The organism is Paraburkholderia sp. BR10882 (assembly GCF_040948855.1).
Taxonomy (GTDB): domain Bacteria; phylum Pseudomonadota; class Gammaproteobacteria; order Burkholderiales; family Burkholderiaceae; genus Paraburkholderia; species Paraburkholderia nodosa_A.
Genome location: NZ_JBFPKP010000013.1, coordinates 66,521 through 81,214, shown reverse-complemented (window position 1 = coordinate 81,214; position 14,694 = coordinate 66,521). Strand labels below are relative to the sequence as shown.

Genomic DNA, 14,694 nt, shown 5'->3' with positions numbered 1-14,694 from the left:
CGTGATCCACTACATGCACGAAGCGCGCACGAGAAAGAACGTGCGTTGCGCGGCGGGCGCGGGCGCCGCGGACCCGTGATCGACATAGCGTTCGATCTGTACGTGATCGAAGCCGGCTTCGAAGCAGGCTTCGCGAAAAGCGGTCGGTCCATGAACGCGAAAACCGTGGCGGCTGAACGGCATCGACAGCGCCGCTTCGGGTGTCATCGCCGCGATCACCAGTTGTCCTTCGTCGCGCAGCACACGGCGGATTTCCCGAAGGGCTGCCAGGAGGTCCGGCCAGAAGTAGACGCTGTTGATCGCGATGGCCTTGTCGAATGAGGCGTTTGCGTAGGGAATGCTGGCGACGTCCGCCGTCGTCAGCGCGACGCGTCCGCGCGCCAGCAACATGGCGTTGCGTTCGCGAGCCGCAGACGTCATCGTCGGCGATATGTCGATGCCCACGAGCGTCAGCCGTGGCGCACGCGTCAGCACGGACAGGATATGGCCGCCGTTGCCTGGCCCGATCTCGACGATGCGTTCGTCCGCCTGCGGATCGAGTCTGGTGAACGCTGCATCGATCAACGCGGCGTTGACGCGCTCCATCATGTCGCCGACCGCGAGGCCGGTTTCGGCCGTGGGGCACGCGAGGTGCGACATCAAGGTATCGATGTCGATGCCCGCGAGCGCAGCGTTGGTGCTATCAGTTCTGGAGGTCACCTTCGACTCCTTCTTCCTGCGGTTTCGTGAAAAGGACCGACGACGCGAGGACGATGACAAGGTTGGCAAGCAACGCGATCACAGCGGCATAGACCGGCATCGCGAGCGCGCCGACATGAATCGTGTAAGTAGCGGTCTTGAAGCCATTCACGGCCACCATCCACGTGCCGGTGCCCAGACCGGATATCCAGCCCGCCATCAGACTGCGCGCGCGCACGGCGGGCACGAAGAGACCCAGCACGACGGCAGGCAAGGTCTGCGTGATCCAGACGCCGCCGAGCAACTGCAACTGAATGGCAAACTGAACGGGCATGAACAGCACGAAACCCAGCGCCCCGAACTTGACGAACAGCGAGACCTGCTTTGCTACCCGGGTCTCGCGCGCCGCGCTGCAATACGGCGCGAAATACGGCCGCCACACGTTGCGCGTGAAAAGATTGGCCGCGGCAATCGACATGATCGCGGCGGGCACCAGCGCGCCAATGCCGATCGCCGCGAACGCGACGCCGACGAACCACGAAGGGAAGTAGTGCAGGAAAAGTGCGAACACTGCGAAGTTCGGGCCGAATTGCCGGAACTGATCCGCGTACTCGGGCATCGCGCCGACACCCGCCGCGAGCGCCATCACACCAAGCAGTGCGACGAAGGCGAGCAGCAGCGAATACGCAGGCAGCAAGGCCATGTTGCGTCGGATCACGCGATCGGATGATGCGGAGAGTGTTGCCGTCATCGAATGCGGATAGAGCAGCAACGCAAGTGCCGAGCCGAGCGCGAGTGTTGCATACGACGAGTACGCGTTGAGGCTCGTGGCGTCCGGCGCTTTCAGCAGCAGCTTCGCTGGCGGCAACGCCGCGAACATGTGACCGAAGCCGCCAAGCCGCGCCGGGATCACGATCAGTGCCCCGATGATCGTCGCGTAGATCAGCAAGTCCTTGACGACAGCGATCATTGCCGGCGCGCGTAATCCGCTCGACCACGTATAGACCGCGAGTACGCCGAACGCGACGAAAAGCGGCGTTTCGCCGAGCCAGCCATGCGTCGGAAGGCCGAGCGCGCCGAGCGTGACCCGAATGCCCACCAGTTGCAACGCAATATACGGCATGGTCGCGAGAATGCCTGTCAACGCGATCGCGAGCGCAAGGGGGCGGCTGCCAAAGCGCTGTTCGATGTAGTCGGCGAGGGTCACGTGGCCATGCTTGCGCGCAACGCGCCACAGGCGCGGCAAGACGAGAAAGCCGAGAGGAAACGTGATGATGGTGTACGGCACCGCGAAGAACCCCGTCGCGCCCGCAGCGAAGACAAGCGCCGGCACGGCGACGAAGGTGTACGCGGTGTAAAGGTCGCCGCCGATCAGGAACCAGCTCATGACGGTGCCGAAGCGCCGACCGGCGAGTCCCCATTCGTGAATGGCGCTGAGATCGCTGCGCCGCCATCGCGCCGCCGCCATCCCCAGCACGCTCACCAGTGCAAAAAGTGCGATGAAGATACCTATCGACATTACGTTCATGCGGCACCTTCTTGCGATCGCGCTGCGGACTTGCGCACGGCGCTCGCGTCGAGCAGGTAAGCTGCGCCCGTCAGCAGCGCGCCCGCGAGAACGCAGCCCGTTTGCCACCAGTAGAAGAATGGCCAGCCGTCGAGCGTGGGTGTCATGCGGTTGTAGAACGGCACGCTAAGCGCGGCAACAATGGGCGAGGCAAGCAACAGCAGAGTCAGCCGGGATGTCATCGGTCGAGTTCCAGGTCGAAAACGGGGGTAAACGCACGCGAGTGCGCGTTGATGAGCGCCGCCAGCCGTTCGATGCCGCGGTCGATCTGCTGCGGCGATACGGTCGCGAAGGACAGGCGCAGAAAGTGGTGGAGCGGATCGCGTGCAAAGAACGGCGCGCCGGGGACGAATGCGACATTGACGGCAAGCGCGTCTTCGAGCAGTGCCGCGCTGTCGATGTCGGGCGGCAAAGCGAGCCAGACGAACATGCCGCCTTCGGGCACGTTCCAGCGCACGCCTTCGGGCATATGCCTGTCGAGTGCGGATAGCATTGCTTCGCATTGCTGATGATAGAAACTGGCAAGTCGCGGTACGTGAGATTCGAGCAATCCGTCGCGCACGGTCTCGTAGACGATGTGCTGCGAAAGCGTCGAGCTATGCAGATCGGCCGCCTGCTTGACCTGGACGAACTTTTGCTGCAGCGCGCCCGGCACGATCATGTAGCCGACCCGCAATCCGGGCGCGAGGGCCTTTGAAAACGAACCCAGGTAAATGACGTTGTCGGGCGCCATCGAATGGATGGACGGCAACTGACCGCCGTCGAACGCAAGCGCGGCATAGGGATCGTCCTCGACGACGATGAGCCCGGTGCGGCGGGCGATTTCCGCGATCTTCCTGCGACGCTGGAACGGCAGACGCGTCCCCGTGGGATTCTGGAAGTTCGGCTGCAGATACAACAGCGCGGCGCGCTCGGGTTCGATGTATTCGAGCGCTTTCGACACGATGCCGTGTTCGTCCGTCTGCACGCTCACGAATTCGGGTTCGTATAGCGAGAGCGACTGCAACGCGCCGAGATACGTCGGCCGCTCCACGAGCACCGCGCTTTGCGGATCGACGAGCACCTTGCCGATGAGGTCGAACGCCTGCTGGGAGCCGCTCGTGATCAGGACGTTGGACGGCGTGACGGGATGCTGGCTGGTCGAGTGCGCGCGCGCGATCCATTCGCGCAATGGCGCATAGCCTTCCGTCGCGCTGTACTGGAAGATGTCGGCACTGGAAGCATGCGTCGCCCGAGCGGATGCATCGCGTAGTGCGGCGAGCGGAAACGAGGCGGGCGACGGAACGCCGCCCGCGAACGAGATCATGTCGGGTCGTTCGGTAAGCTTGAGAATTTCGCGAATCGCCGAACTGTTCAGCGATTGTGCGCGTTGAGCGATACGCCGCTCGGCACGGGACAACGTATTTGCCATCTGATTGCTCCTCCTTGAAGAGCGTCATCGTAGACAGCAGGGAAACAATGAAAAAGACGGCTGGAGGAGTAAAACTGTTTCCGCGTGGAAACGATGGGGACGGGGACGAAATCGGGCCTGCGCCCTTTTTCATGCGCTCGAATGATGGCTGTTTGCGAAGGGAGTCAGTCGTTCATCAAGGCGGGCAACGCTTCGGCGAGATAGTCGACGGTCGCGCGCATCGCTTGCGTCATGCCGCGTTGCGACGGAAAGACGATACTTAACGTGCCGCGTGGGATGTGCCAGTCCGGGAGGACGCGCACGAGCCGACCGTCTGCGAGTTCGGCCTTGCACATCGGCGAGGGTAGGGCGACGACGCCTAGCCCCGCCTGGGCCGCGAACTTCGCGAACGGCGCGTCGTTGCAGCGAATCCTCGGGTGGTAGGAAACGGTCGCGGTGCGCCCATCCGAGGCATGCAGCAACCAGGTACAGCCGGTATCGCGACGCGCCAGCTGCATGCCGTCCGCGCCGTTCAGCTCAGCCGGCTCGGAGGGCGGTCCATTCGCAAAGAGTGTGGGGCTCGCGACGAGCACTACGCGCGTTTGCCCAACGGGCCGCGCGATCAGCGACGAACTTTGCAGCGGCTCCGTATGGCTGCGCAGCGCAATGTCATACCCTTCTTCAACGATGTCGACATAGCGGCTGGAGGTCTGCAGATCGATGTCGATTTTCGGATGCACGGCGAGAAACGGCGGCAGCACTCTATCGAGCGCCATCCGGACGATGCCGGCCGCACACGTGATGCGCACGCGTCCAACCGGCTCCGTCAGGCGCGCCTGTGCGGCCTGCTCGGCATCGCGTACCTCGTTCATTACGCGCAGGCAATGCGCATGGAAGTCCACGCCCGCCTCGGTGAGCGAGAACTTGCGCGTCGTGCGGTTCGCAAGCCGCAGTCCCAACGCCTGCTCCAATGCCTGCAGGCGTTTGCTAAGGGTGCCCTTGGGTATCCCGATTGCATCGGCCGCAGCGGAAAAGCCACGTTTCTCGACCACGACCGAAAAGTAATACAGATCATTGAGGTCGATCATGGCGATCGTTTCCGTACTGAGACAATGAATCCATTCTAGACCGCTTTCAGTGCGGTTCTCGTCTGACGAAATGGTGAACGAAGCGGCGCCGCGAGCCGAAGCGCGCCGCCCTCGCGAATCACAGAATGCCGGTGCCGAGGCCCCCGTCGACCTGGATCGTTGCGCCGTTGATATAGCTCGCGCGGGGAGACGCCAGAAACGCGACCAGCGCGCCGAGTTCCTCCGGACGACCGAGGCGCCGCAAGGGGACTTCCGCGGCCAGTTCCGCGAGGCCCTGTTGTTCGCTTCTGCCGTCCGCGAGTTTCTGCTTGAGCGACGACTCGCGGATGCGGTCGGTCAGTATCAATCCCGGTGCCACGTTGTTGACGGTGATGCCATTGCCGTTCGCCTCGCGTGACAGCAGCTTGGCGAGGCCGACTACGCCCAGGCGCATGCTCGTCGACAGAATCGATCCCTGCATTGCGTGCCGCACCGAAAAGCTGACGATATTGATCACGCGGCCCTCGCCGGAGCGGCGCAGATGCGGCAGCGCCAGGCGTGTGAAGCGCGCGATGCTCAAGAAGCTGAGATCGAACGCCTCTTGCCACGCGGCGTCGTCAAACGTGTCGAACGAGCCGAAGGGCGGACCTCCGGCGTTGTTGACGAGAATATCGAGCGAGCCAAATTCGGCGACGGTATCGGCGAGCGCATGCGATGCGTCGTCTGGACGCCTTACGTCCACTGTGATCGCGTGTGCGTTCGTCACGCCCGCTTCGCGTAGCTGCGCCAGTGCGTGTGCATGATGGCCGCCGTTCGACGAAGCGATCATCACGTTCGCCCCCTCGCGTCCCAGTTCGATTGCGCTCGCCAGTCCGAGCCCGCGTGACGCGCCGAGCACGAGCGCCGTTTTTCCCGACAGTTTCAGATCCATCATCTCCCTCTTCGTTACGAGAACACGGTCAGTCTAGTTTCCGGCGATACTTGCATAAACGGTCGATTCGGTAATGCTGGATTCCATTCTTGAAACGACTGGTCGACGTGTTCGTCTGATGAAATGAACCTATGGACTGGAACAGATTGCGGTTTTTCATTGCCGTCTATCGGCATCGGACGCTTGCCGGCGCTTCGCGCGAATTGAACAGCAATCCGCCTACGGTCAGCCGTCAACTGGCCGCGCTGGAGCATGAACTGAAGGCCAGGCTGTTTCTGCGCACGCCCCGCGGCTATTTGCCGACAGACACGGCCGAAGCACTGGTCGACGTCGCGACGCAGATGGAGCGCAGTGCGCTGGAACTCGAGCGGCGCGCGGGTGGTGCAGATATGTCGCCGCGCGGTGTGGTCCGTGTTGGCACGTCGGATGTGCTGGGCACCGGGTATGTCATACCGGCCATTGCATCGGTGCGTCGCAAGTACCCGGAGATTCGCATCGAGGTGGATATCGCTTCAGCGTTTTCCAGGCTCGCACAACGCGAGAACGATATCGTTGCGCGCAACGTACGACCGCAGCAGGCGTCCGCTATCGTGCGTCGTCTTCCCGGTCTGACGACCGCGCTGTACGCGAGTCCGGCGTACCTTGCGAACTTCCCGACGCCGCGTGATATTGGCGATCTCGTTGCGCACGAGTTCGTCGCGCTTGTCGCGGGCGACGGGATCCGCTGGTTCCCGCCGCTGCAAGCGTTGAGAACCAGCCTGCGGGTGCCGGGCGTACAGGTGAACTCGATTCTCGCGCTCGTCGCCTCCTTGCAAGGCGCGCTGGGCATCGGAGAATTGCCGACCTATATTGGTGATGCCATTCCCGATCTTGTGCGCGTGCTGCCCGATGTGGAAAGTGCCTACGATGTCTGGCTCGGCATGCATGCCGATTTTCACCGGACGGCACGCGTGCGTGTCGTCGTCGATATGATCGTTCAACAGTTTCAAAGCGGGGAGGGCGGTCGAGTCGCACGCATAGCCAGGTCAGGGATGGCCGCGGGGGGCTAGCCGGGCTTGGACGCTCTGCATTGCCGGGGCGTCGCAAACGTGACCCCCAGCGATGGGAAAAGGACCACCCGCATGCGCGGTATGCTCAAGGGCTAGTTCGAAGAAGGCCCGAGCGCATGGTGAAAGCGAACGCCTCTTGAGCCAGACCAGATTCAGCGCGCGTTCTATTCGCATGTCAGCCACCTCCAGGGTGCGGATTTCGCCACGGGCGATTTCCGTCTCGATACTGAGTGAGGACAGGTAGGCCATGCTCGGTTGCGAAACAAGCATGCGCTTGATGGCCTCCGTATCGCTCACCGACATGGAAGGTACCATCTCGAACCCGGCGCGCTGATACGCGGATTCGACCACCGCGCGCGTACCCGAACCCGGTTCGCGCAGGATCACCCTCCGTTCTGCAAGATTGCGCGCCAACAGTAGTTGCCCGTTGCTTTGACGTAATCCCGGCGCGGCTGCGAGTACGATTTCGTCGGAGCCAACATATTGCGCGTGCAGGCGTGCTTCGTCGTATGGACCCTCGATGAAACCGAGCGTGTAGTTGCCGTTACCGAGGCCGCGCACGACCTCCTGTGTATTGGTGACAGTCAGTTCGATGCTGATCTTTGGATAGCGCGTCGTGAATGTGGCGATCATCTTCGGCACGAGGTAGACACCTAGTGTTGCGCTCGCGCCTATTTGAAGGTGCCCTGAGTCAAGACCTGCGATTTCCTTCAATTCGGATCGGGCCGCCTCGGCGAGGGTGAATATCCGTTCTGCGTAGTCGAATAGCAGTTTCCCCGCATAGGTGAGCGCCACGCCTCGGGGCAGCCTGTCGAACAGTAGGACACCCAGGCGATCTTCCAGTTCCTTGACCTCGCGGCTAACGGCGGGCTGGCTTACCCGCAGACGCAAGGCGCCGCCGCTCAAGCTGCCGGCGCGGGCAACTTCATAGAAAGCAAACAGATGAGTGAAATTCATTGGCAAGGCCCGCGAGAATCGCCGTGGCCGACTCATGGTCCGAAATCCGGGCACCCACGATTTCCCACGAGACGGCCACGATGGTAGCGCCGTTTCATCCGCCATTAAAGGATGCCGCAAGTGCAACACCGTTTCCTGTGGGAAACGATCGCCGTGATCAGCCTGCAGGGGGCTGCCAGAACCTGGAAATGAGGTGGCATAACTCAAAGTCAGGCAACAGCTGCCTATTTTGTATTTTTCACGACACCGAACGACGCATAGCCTAGTCACTCCGTTTAACCGTCTGGTGTCGAAATGTCGTCTCTTTCGCCGAATCGCCGAACATCCCGTAGCAAGTATGCGGTTGGGCCCTGTTACCTTATTGGACTGATTCCCGGTGTTGCGCTCTGTGCCGGCGTATGCCTGATCGCATGGCTGCTGCAAACGCTGCAAGCGCGTCTATTTGGTCATGTGTGGCTTGAATCGCTCGTGCTCGCGATCGTCGTTGGGGCGCTGGTCCGTATGATATGGACGCCGGGTGAGCGTTGGACAAGCGGGATTACGTTCAGCGCCAAAGCCTTGCTGGAAATCTCCGTCGTGCTGCTCGGCGTATCATTTAGCGCCGCCGCATTGCAGGCGACCGGCCTCAAGCTGCTGTCGGGCATCGTTGTGATCGTCATCGCGGCCATCCTGGCGAGTTACGGAACAGGACGCGCACTGAAGTTGCCACGGCGCATGGCGGTCCTGATCGCGTGCGGAAATTCGATCTGCGGAAATTCAGCCATCGCAGCGGTTGCGCCCGTGATCGGCGCCAGCCGCGACGATGTCACTGCATCGATCGCCTTCACCGCGGTGCTTGGCGTTGCGGTAGTGCTTGGCTTGCCGCTGATATCTGCGGCTCTTCATCTGAACGCCGTGCAGTATGGGACATTGGCAGGTATGACCGTCTATGCGGTGCCACAGGTGCTTGCAGCGACCATACCCGTTTCACCCGTCAGTGTGCATATTGGCACGCTGGTTAAACTGGTGCGTGTGCTCATGCTCGGACCGGTGATGCTGCTCCTGTCCACGCTTCTGCCTGTACGTGCTGCGAACCCAGGTACGCCGGAGCCGGGCGACGGTACGACGATGCTGCCCGGCAAGGTTCGTCTGACGAAGCTGGTGCCATGGTTTATCGTCGGCTTCGTTCTCCTGTGCGCGGCTCGAGCGACGGGGATGATTCCCATGCCGCTTTTGCAGCCGGCGAGCGAGCTAGGCAGCGCGCTCACGGTTGTTTCAATGGCTGCTTTGGGTGTAGGTACCGATCTGCGTACCGTCGCAAAGGCAGGTCCGCGCGTCACGTCGGCGGTGATTCTTTCGATACTGGTGTTGGCGGCGATGAGTCTGGTTCTGATCCACCTAATGCGCATTGAGTGATGTTGCCGTTAAACGCCTCAGATAGACGTCATGTGGGAAGCTTCGAGCGAATCCTCCTGCTCCTGCTGGTTTAGGCCCGAGCCAAAGAACCGGTAGTGAGCCGCTCGCGCCAGGCAATCCAGCCCACAACAATCGATAGTGTCGCCGCGACAAGCGGCGCCACCCCGTGTCCGTATTCGCCGTGCACTGCGACGGTTGCCAGCGCGGCCAACATTACGGTGCAGCCGAGCGCCGAGCCCCACAGCCGCGTCCGTGGTCGCGCGAGCAGAAGGGCAGTCATGAGTTCCAGCGAACCGGTTACGAAATGGAACCAGTGCGGATATCCCCACTTCAGGTACTCCTCAAAGATGGATCGCGGGGCGACGATGTTGCTGAGCGATCCGACGACGAAAAAAGCGGCAAGAACCAAAGGTAATACCTGGCGCCAGGAAATCTTGGACATTCGTTCTACCTTCTCTGTTGAGTGCACAGCCGAGGACTAGTGCGGCCGCCCGTTCGACGAGACGGCCGGTCTCCGTTGTTCATGCCGAGTTCGTGCCGTATTGGCCTTGTAGGCCGCCGCAAAGACATCGCGAGGAGACGTCGTGCCCGCGATGTGCTCCGTACCCGCGACGCCGAGATCCATCCAGCCCGCGTTGACGGCGTCGAACATCGCTTCGGCGGGCCCGGTCTGTCCCCTCGGGACGCCGAACTGTTCGAACGCTGCTGGCCAGCCGGCACGCGGGATGGAAAGGGCCTTGACGTCGCGCCGCAAGACTTCGCCCAGTTGGGCCGCGACTTCGTCCGCGCTGACCATCGAGCCCAGCTCGACGACGCGATGCCCGGACCACGGCTGCCCGGTCAGCAGCGCCGCCACTTCGGCGCCGATATCATCGGTCGCGACCATGGTCGACTTCCGACTCGTCGGGTTGTAGTAGACAGGTAGCGTGCCGCTCTGGGCGACGTGCAGGCCGTAAAGGAAGTTTTCGAAAAACCCGCCGGCTCGCACATAGGCGATCGGCAACGTCAGATCGCGTAGTCCTTGCTCGAGAAGCGACAGGGCCGTGATCATTCCCAGGCCGCTGGTTCTGTTCGCCCCCATCGACGAGAGCACGACCACCCGCGGCGGCGCTGCTCTGGTCAGCGCCTCGACGTAGTTCGCGATCACGCCCTTTGCTTCCCTGAAATCAGGCGAGGGTGCCCAGACAGCCGGCAACATGACAAATGCGCCGTCGACTCCATCGAGCGCCCTCTCCACGGTGGCCGCATCATTCCAGTCGCCGTCGACGAGTTCCACGCCTCGATCCGCCCAATTCGCCGCCTTCTCGCGATTGCGGACCAGCGCCCGTACTTGCCGGCCTTGCGCCAATAGATGTTGGGCCGTTGCGCCACCTACGCGTCCGGTAATTCCCATTACCAAAATCATGTAGTTCTCCTGAAATTAAAATTGCCCTTAAATGCCAACACTTCTGCGGCTACTGCTGGATGCGGTAATGGTGGAATCTTCGGCTTCCGCCTGCGACTCGACGCGCCGGCCCAGATGCCCGCCGGAGTCAGCTACGGAAGGCGGCCGGGAACGGGGTTTGACATTCGAGCTCCCTGTGGAGCAGTCTTTGTTTGAGGGTAGGTCTATCATAGAGACCAATGCCTCGCGCCGGAAGGAGGCAGTTTTTTGTTACCAGAGGAGTTTAGGGGAACCCGAATGAGCACTGTCCAGAAGGCGATCGAGAGATTCAGCCGTTATCAACGTGAACTGGGCGCCGCCCAGCCTGCACACTGCGCGATTCGCGACGTGCTCGACCGCATCGGCGACAAATGGAGCATGCTCATGATCATGGAGCTCGCGACGCGATCGCGGCGCTTCAGTGAGATTCACCGGGCCATCCCTGACATTTCCAAGCGCATGCTTACCCAGACACTGCGCGATCTGGAGCGCGACGGACTCATCACCCGCCATGTTTTTCCCACCAGCCCACCAAGCGTGGAATATCGTCTGGCTCCGCTAGGCCAGTCCCTGTTGGACCCGATGGCGGCCCTCATCGATTGGGCCGATCGTCGTTATCCCGACATCCATGCCGCGCGCGTGCGCTTTGACGGCGCATCCGGTGACGTCCCGCGCTAGATGCTCGAGCCGATGCGAGGTCGTCGGTGCCAGAACGAACGTTAGGGTGATCCCAACCGAGATTGCTTCGTGCAGCAAATTGCGCTGAAGTGGTATATGATGACCATCATGCAGAAACCATCATCCAATCGAAAACCGGCCAGCCGCAAGGAAATCACGCACGAGCGCATCGTCGAGGTTGCCGCCCGCGCGATTCGACGCAGTGGCTACGACGGGACGGGAGTGGCCGACATCATGAAGGAGGCTGGCCTGACACATGGCGGCTTCTACGCGCACTTTCCATCGCGGGAAGTGCTGCTTGCGGAAGCGGCCGACCGCGCCGGTGCCGAGGCCGTGGCATTGTCGGAGCAAATCGCCGCCTCCGTGCCGCAGGAGCAGGCATTGCCGTCGATGGTGCGCGCCTATCTGTCGAAGGAGCACCGTGACGCCATAGAAACGGGCTGCCCGGTCTCTGCCCTTGGCTCGGAGATGCCGCGTCAGGCGCCAGTCGTGCGTCGCGCGGCCACCCGCCGCATCAAGGAGATGATCGATGTCGTCGCGCGCCAATTGCCCGACTGGGGGCAGCCGGGCGCGCATGAGCAGGCACTTCTGACTGTTGCTACCATGGTCGGCACCATGGTGCTGGCGCGCGCCGTCGACGACCCCAAACTGTCGGATAGTCTTCTCGAAGCCGCACTGAATACATTCGCACCCGCTGATGAGTAATCCGTGTGCCCGGTATCGGCTTTCGTTGGATCAAAAATATGACGTCTATCATATTTTTGATCCAACGACCGGGCGCGCACGATCGGCGAGTGAAGGAGGTAGTCGAAAGCGCTGACGGTCCTGAGGTTGTGGCCGAAACCGTATTGCGGGCCGCTCTCGCGGCGCGCCCGAAACTCCGCTATGCGGCGGGCTGACTCGCCGGCCGTCTCAGATTGCTACGCAGATTTGCCCCTGTGGGCCTGGTGGACGCCGGCATTCGCAAGGACCTGCGGCTCACAGCGTAGATGATTCACGCAACAAGAAACTGGCAAGGAACAACGAACCATGATGAAGGCATTCGTCGTCGATCGATATGGACGCGAGAATGGCATACGAGCCGGCGAAATGCCGGATCCGGAACTGCGTGAGGACGACGTACTCATCCAGATTCACGCCGCTGGCGTGAACCCGCTTGATTCGAAGATCAGGGACGGAGAGTTCAAGCTTATTTTGCCCTACCGCTTGCCGCTGATTCTGGGCAACGACCTCGCTGGGACCATTGTCCGCGTCGGATCACACGTGAGGCGATTGAAACCGGGCGATGAGGTGTATGCGCGACCGCCCAAAGACCGGATCGGCACTTTCGCGGAATTCATCGCGATCACGGAAGACGCCGTGGCGCTCAAGCCCAAAGCGCTGAGTATGGAAGAAGCGGCTTCGATCCCGTTGGTGGGCCTGACTGCGTGGCAGGCGCTGGTCGAACGAGCACAACTGAAGAAAGGGCAGAAGGTGCTCATACACGCTGGCTCGGGCGGTGTCGGCACCTTCGCCATTCAACTGGCGAAGCATCTTGGCGCCACCGTCGCGACGACAGCGAGCGCCGCGAATGCGGGATTGATGAAGCAGCTCGGTGCGGACATCGTCATCGATTACAGGAAGGACGACTTTGCCGCTGTATTGAAAGACTATGACGTAGTGCTGGATACGCAGGGCGGAAAGACCCTCGAAAAATCATTGCAAGTGCTCAAGTCGGGTGGCAAGCTGATCGGAATCGCCGGTCCGCCCGATCCCGAATTTGCCAGGCAGATAGGTGCCGCCTGGTTCCTGAGAGCGGCGATGCACCTTCTGAGCTATCGCATCCGAAAGGCGGCAAGACGTCGGAATGTCGACTATTCATTCCTCTTTATGCGTGCCGACGGAGATCAGCTAAGCCAGATAGCCGGGCTCTTCGACTCTGCTGCGATAAAGCCTGTGATCGATCGTATATTCCCGTTCGAGTCAACGCGAGAGGCTTTGGCTTATGTTGAAACCGGACGTGCTAAGGGTAAGGTCGTTATCAAGATTCGATAAAAGGAGGGATCTGTGTTGGCTTCCTGGCAGAGGCAACGGCCCTTGCTGGGGCGGTATTCACTTCGTGAACTTGAATACACCTTGTAACAGTCCGCAGCAGCACGGGTAGCCGATGCAATGAAGCGGGCTCATCGGACCTTCCTCCTCTTTGTCGAAGACGGCGCCGCGCGTTGTGCATTTCAGCCTTTCCGGGGCATCGAATGGCCGCCCGTCCAGCGCGCAGCAAGGCGCATTCCCCTTACTCGTTTTTCCTTGCGCCGCCTGCTCTAAAGAATTTGCGCGCGCAACCGATAGCCCAGTAGTCGAGTGGAGGTTGCCCATCCCGTAGTCATTACGCATACCAAGGTGGCCTATGAGCCCAACGCCGAATTCCCTGCCTCATTCCACGTTCGATACCAGCGTGCTGCCTCGCGACCAGCAGTTTTCCGCGTGGCGCGAGGCAGTGAGCGTGATTTTCGACACGCAGACCGCAGAATCGCGCGACGCGGGATTCGGCACCAGCGTGAGCGGCTATCTGGTCGGCGACGTGGTGCTGGGCTCGATACGCACGGGCGCGCAGCGCTACGACCGCTCGAACGCCAAGATCGGCCGTGACGGTCACGATCAATATGTTCTGCAGTTCTATCTAGGTGGCCACTGCCGGGCGCGCGACGGCGGCCCGGAAGCGTGTACGCAGCCGGGCGACATGTTCATCGTGGACGCGGCCCAACCGCTCGCGACCGACACCACGCAGAGCGAATTCCTTAACCTGGCGGTGCCGCGGCGCTTGCTCGCCCCTTTGCTGACTGCTCCCGACCAGCAGAGCATGCGTGTGATTCGCGGCACCGATTCCACGGTCGCGCTGCTGCGCGAGCATCTGGGTGCGCTTTACCGACATGCCCCGCAGTTGACGCTCACCCACGCCCAGGCCGTCATGCCCGCCACGCTTCAACTTGCGGCCAGCGCGCTCAACGCGAGCGTGAGCCCGGAACACTGGCCGGCTGTTCAGGAATGTGTGTTCGTATCGATCTGCCGCTATGTGGAGAAGCGCCTGACCGATCCGCAACTGAACGCGGAATTCGTAACGCGTGCATTCGACATGTCGCGCGCCACGCTTTACCGGCTATTCGAACAGGAGGGCGGTTTCGCGACTTATGTGCGCGAGCGCCGCTTGCGGCGCTGCCGCGAGATGCTCGCCGACCCGGCGCGACGCGGCATGTCGATTGCCGACATTGCCGCCGCACACGGATTCACCGACGCCGCGAATTTCACGCGCGCGTTTCGCCGTTCGATTGGTCTCTCGCCGCGCGCGGTACGCATGCTGGCGCTCAATGGCGAGACCGAACTGGCGAAAGAGTCCGGGGCGGACGACTGGCGCTACTGGATGGCCTTGATGCGTTGAGCATGAAACACGTGGGTCGTGCAAGCCGCATGTGAGACAAAACAACAAGTATTTGAGACATAGCGACAGATTTGGCCCCAGGCACTGCCGATTCATTGCCGCGTCATGCGCCGCCTGCAAAGATGCAGGCGCCTGCCAGATACG

General features: G+C 61.7%; 15 protein-coding genes and 1 pseudogene. 7 read left to right on the top strand and 9 right to left on the bottom strand.

Annotation, left to right across the window (positions count from 1 at the left end):
- Positions 1–9: 9 nt before the first annotated feature.
- From AB3X99_RS27965 to AB3X99_RS27940, 6 genes are all read right to left on the bottom strand, one after another.
- The gene (locus AB3X99_RS27965; RefSeq protein WP_141710726.1) at positions 10–699 is read right to left on the bottom strand and encodes a class I SAM-dependent methyltransferase; all 690 of its coding nucleotides are present in this window, start codon (positions 697–699) and stop codon (positions 10–12) included.
- Complete coding sequence (mctP, locus tag AB3X99_RS27960; protein ID WP_368618751.1) at positions 683–2,206, bottom strand: monocarboxylate uptake permease MctP; 1,524 nt, start codon at positions 2,204–2,206, stop codon at positions 683–685. The genes AB3X99_RS27965 and mctP overlap by 17 nt, the downstream gene beginning before the upstream one ends.
- Positions 2,203–2,427 (bottom strand): DUF3311 domain-containing protein, encoded by a 225-nt coding sequence (locus AB3X99_RS27955; protein ID WP_069265872.1) that lies wholly within the window; start codon positions 2,425–2,427, stop codon positions 2,203–2,205. The genes mctP and AB3X99_RS27955 overlap by 4 nt, the downstream gene beginning before the upstream one ends.
- Entirely contained in the window at positions 2,424–3,656 is a 1,233-nt protein-coding gene (locus AB3X99_RS27950) for a PLP-dependent aminotransferase family protein (protein WP_368618750.1), read from the bottom strand. The genes AB3X99_RS27955 and AB3X99_RS27950 overlap by 4 nt, the downstream gene beginning before the upstream one ends.
- Before the next feature lie 164 nt (positions 3,657–3,820).
- Positions 3,821–4,723: a LysR substrate-binding domain-containing protein gene (locus AB3X99_RS27945; RefSeq protein ID WP_069265874.1), complete on the bottom strand. Its 903-nt coding sequence runs from the start codon at positions 4,721–4,723 to the stop codon at positions 3,821–3,823.
- Between the two features lie 118 nt (positions 4,724–4,841).
- Positions 4,842–5,636: an SDR family oxidoreductase gene (locus AB3X99_RS27940; protein WP_368618749.1), complete on the bottom strand. Its 795-nt coding sequence runs from the start codon at positions 5,634–5,636 to the stop codon at positions 4,842–4,844.
- A 128-nt stretch (positions 5,637–5,764) separates the two neighbouring features.
- Between AB3X99_RS27940 and AB3X99_RS27935 the strand changes: the two genes are divergently transcribed.
- Positions 5,765–6,682, top strand: coding sequence for a LysR family transcriptional regulator (locus AB3X99_RS27935; RefSeq protein ID WP_368618748.1), 918 nt, complete (start codon positions 5,765–5,767; stop codon positions 6,680–6,682).
- Here AB3X99_RS27935 and AB3X99_RS27930 read toward each other — a convergent pair.
- On the bottom strand, positions 6,659–7,639 hold the full coding sequence (locus AB3X99_RS27930) for a LysR family transcriptional regulator (RefSeq protein ID WP_368618747.1): 981 nt from the start codon (positions 7,637–7,639) through the stop codon (positions 6,659–6,661). The genes AB3X99_RS27935 and AB3X99_RS27930 overlap by 24 nt on opposite strands.
- A gap of 294 nt (positions 7,640–7,933) precedes the next feature.
- Between AB3X99_RS27930 and AB3X99_RS27925 the strand changes: the two genes are divergently transcribed.
- Positions 7,934–9,034 (top strand): YeiH family protein, encoded by a 1,101-nt coding sequence (locus AB3X99_RS27925; RefSeq protein ID WP_368618746.1) that lies wholly within the window; start codon positions 7,934–7,936, stop codon positions 9,032–9,034.
- Positions 9,035–9,104: 70 nt separating this feature from the next.
- On the opposite strand, the gene AB3X99_RS27920 is transcribed toward AB3X99_RS27925, so the two are convergent.
- Together AB3X99_RS27920 and AB3X99_RS27915 are read right to left on the bottom strand one after the other, a co-directional pair.
- On the bottom strand, positions 9,105–9,476 hold the full coding sequence (locus AB3X99_RS27920) for a DoxX family protein (RefSeq protein WP_069265877.1): 372 nt from the start codon (positions 9,474–9,476) through the stop codon (positions 9,105–9,107).
- A gap of 36 nt (positions 9,477–9,512) precedes the next feature.
- On the bottom strand, positions 9,513–10,439 hold the full coding sequence (locus AB3X99_RS27915) for an NmrA family NAD(P)-binding protein (RefSeq protein ID WP_368618745.1): 927 nt from the start codon (positions 10,437–10,439) through the stop codon (positions 9,513–9,515).
- 276 nt (positions 10,440–10,715) lie between these two features.
- On the opposite strand from AB3X99_RS27915, the gene AB3X99_RS27910 reads away from it, so the two are divergent.
- The 5 genes and pseudogenes from AB3X99_RS27910 to AB3X99_RS27890 all read left to right on the top strand — a co-directional run bounded on the left by AB3X99_RS27910 (position 10,716) and on the right by AB3X99_RS27890 (position 14,550).
- Positions 10,716–11,135 carry a winged helix-turn-helix transcriptional regulator gene (locus tag AB3X99_RS27910; protein WP_368618744.1) on the top strand — a complete coding sequence of 140 codons (420 nt, stop codon included), beginning with the start codon at positions 10,716–10,718 and terminating at the stop codon, positions 11,133–11,135.
- A 96-nt stretch (positions 11,136–11,231) separates the two neighbouring features.
- Positions 11,232–11,840 carry a TetR/AcrR family transcriptional regulator gene (locus tag AB3X99_RS27905; protein ID WP_368602417.1) on the top strand — a complete coding sequence of 203 codons (609 nt, stop codon included), beginning with the start codon at positions 11,232–11,234 and terminating at the stop codon, positions 11,838–11,840.
- Between the two features lie 80 nt (positions 11,841–11,920).
- Positions 11,921–12,124 (top strand): annotated as a pseudogene (locus AB3X99_RS27900) (short-chain dehydrogenase/reductase); the annotation flags it as partial.
- Positions 12,125–12,167: 43 nt separating this feature from the next.
- Positions 12,168–13,169, top strand: coding sequence for an NADP-dependent oxidoreductase (locus tag AB3X99_RS27895; RefSeq protein WP_342949100.1), 1,002 nt, complete (start codon positions 12,168–12,170; stop codon positions 13,167–13,169).
- Between the two features lie 352 nt (positions 13,170–13,521).
- Positions 13,522–14,550 carry a helix-turn-helix domain-containing protein gene (locus tag AB3X99_RS27890; protein ID WP_368618743.1) on the top strand — a complete coding sequence of 343 codons (1,029 nt, stop codon included), beginning with the start codon at positions 13,522–13,524 and terminating at the stop codon, positions 14,548–14,550.
- The last annotated feature ends 144 nt before the right edge of the window (positions 14,551–14,694 follow it).

Coding starts and splice junctions, on each gene's coding strand:
- mctP (WP_368618751.1), bottom strand. CDS start 2,206: ATGAACGTAATGTCGATAGGTATCTTCATCGCACTTTTTGCACTGGTG.
- AB3X99_RS27955 (WP_069265872.1), bottom strand. CDS start 2,427: ATGACATCCCGGCTGACTCTGCTGTTGCTTGCCTCGCCCATTGTTGCC.
- AB3X99_RS27950 (WP_368618750.1), bottom strand. CDS start 3,656: ATGGCAAATACGTTGTCCCGTGCCGAGCGGCGTATCGCTCAACGCGCA.
- AB3X99_RS27945 (WP_069265874.1), bottom strand. CDS start 4,723: ATGATCGACCTCAATGATCTGTATTACTTTTCGGTCGTGGTCGAGAAA.
- AB3X99_RS27940 (WP_368618749.1), bottom strand. CDS start 5,636: ATGATGGATCTGAAACTGTCGGGAAAAACGGCGCTCGTGCTCGGCGCG.
- AB3X99_RS27935 (WP_368618748.1), top strand. CDS start 5,765: ATGGACTGGAACAGATTGCGGTTTTTCATTGCCGTCTATCGGCATCGG.
- AB3X99_RS27930 (WP_368618747.1), bottom strand. CDS start 7,639: ATGAATTTCACTCATCTGTTTGCTTTCTATGAAGTTGCCCGCGCCGGC.
- AB3X99_RS27925 (WP_368618746.1), top strand. CDS start 7,934: ATGTCGTCTCTTTCGCCGAATCGCCGAACATCCCGTAGCAAGTATGCG.
- AB3X99_RS27920 (WP_069265877.1), bottom strand. CDS start 9,476: ATGTCCAAGATTTCCTGGCGCCAGGTATTACCTTTGGTTCTTGCCGCT.
- AB3X99_RS27915 (WP_368618745.1), bottom strand. CDS start 10,439: ATGATTTTGGTAATGGGAATTACCGGACGCGTAGGTGGCGCAACGGCC.
- AB3X99_RS27910 (WP_368618744.1), top strand. CDS start 10,716: ATGAGCACTGTCCAGAAGGCGATCGAGAGATTCAGCCGTTATCAACGT.
- AB3X99_RS27905 (WP_368602417.1), top strand. CDS start 11,232: ATGATGACCATCATGCAGAAACCATCATCCAATCGAAAACCGGCCAGC.
- AB3X99_RS27895 (WP_342949100.1), top strand. CDS start 12,168: ATGAAGGCATTCGTCGTCGATCGATATGGACGCGAGAATGGCATACGA.
- AB3X99_RS27890 (WP_368618743.1), top strand. CDS start 13,522: ATGAGCCCAACGCCGAATTCCCTGCCTCATTCCACGTTCGATACCAGC.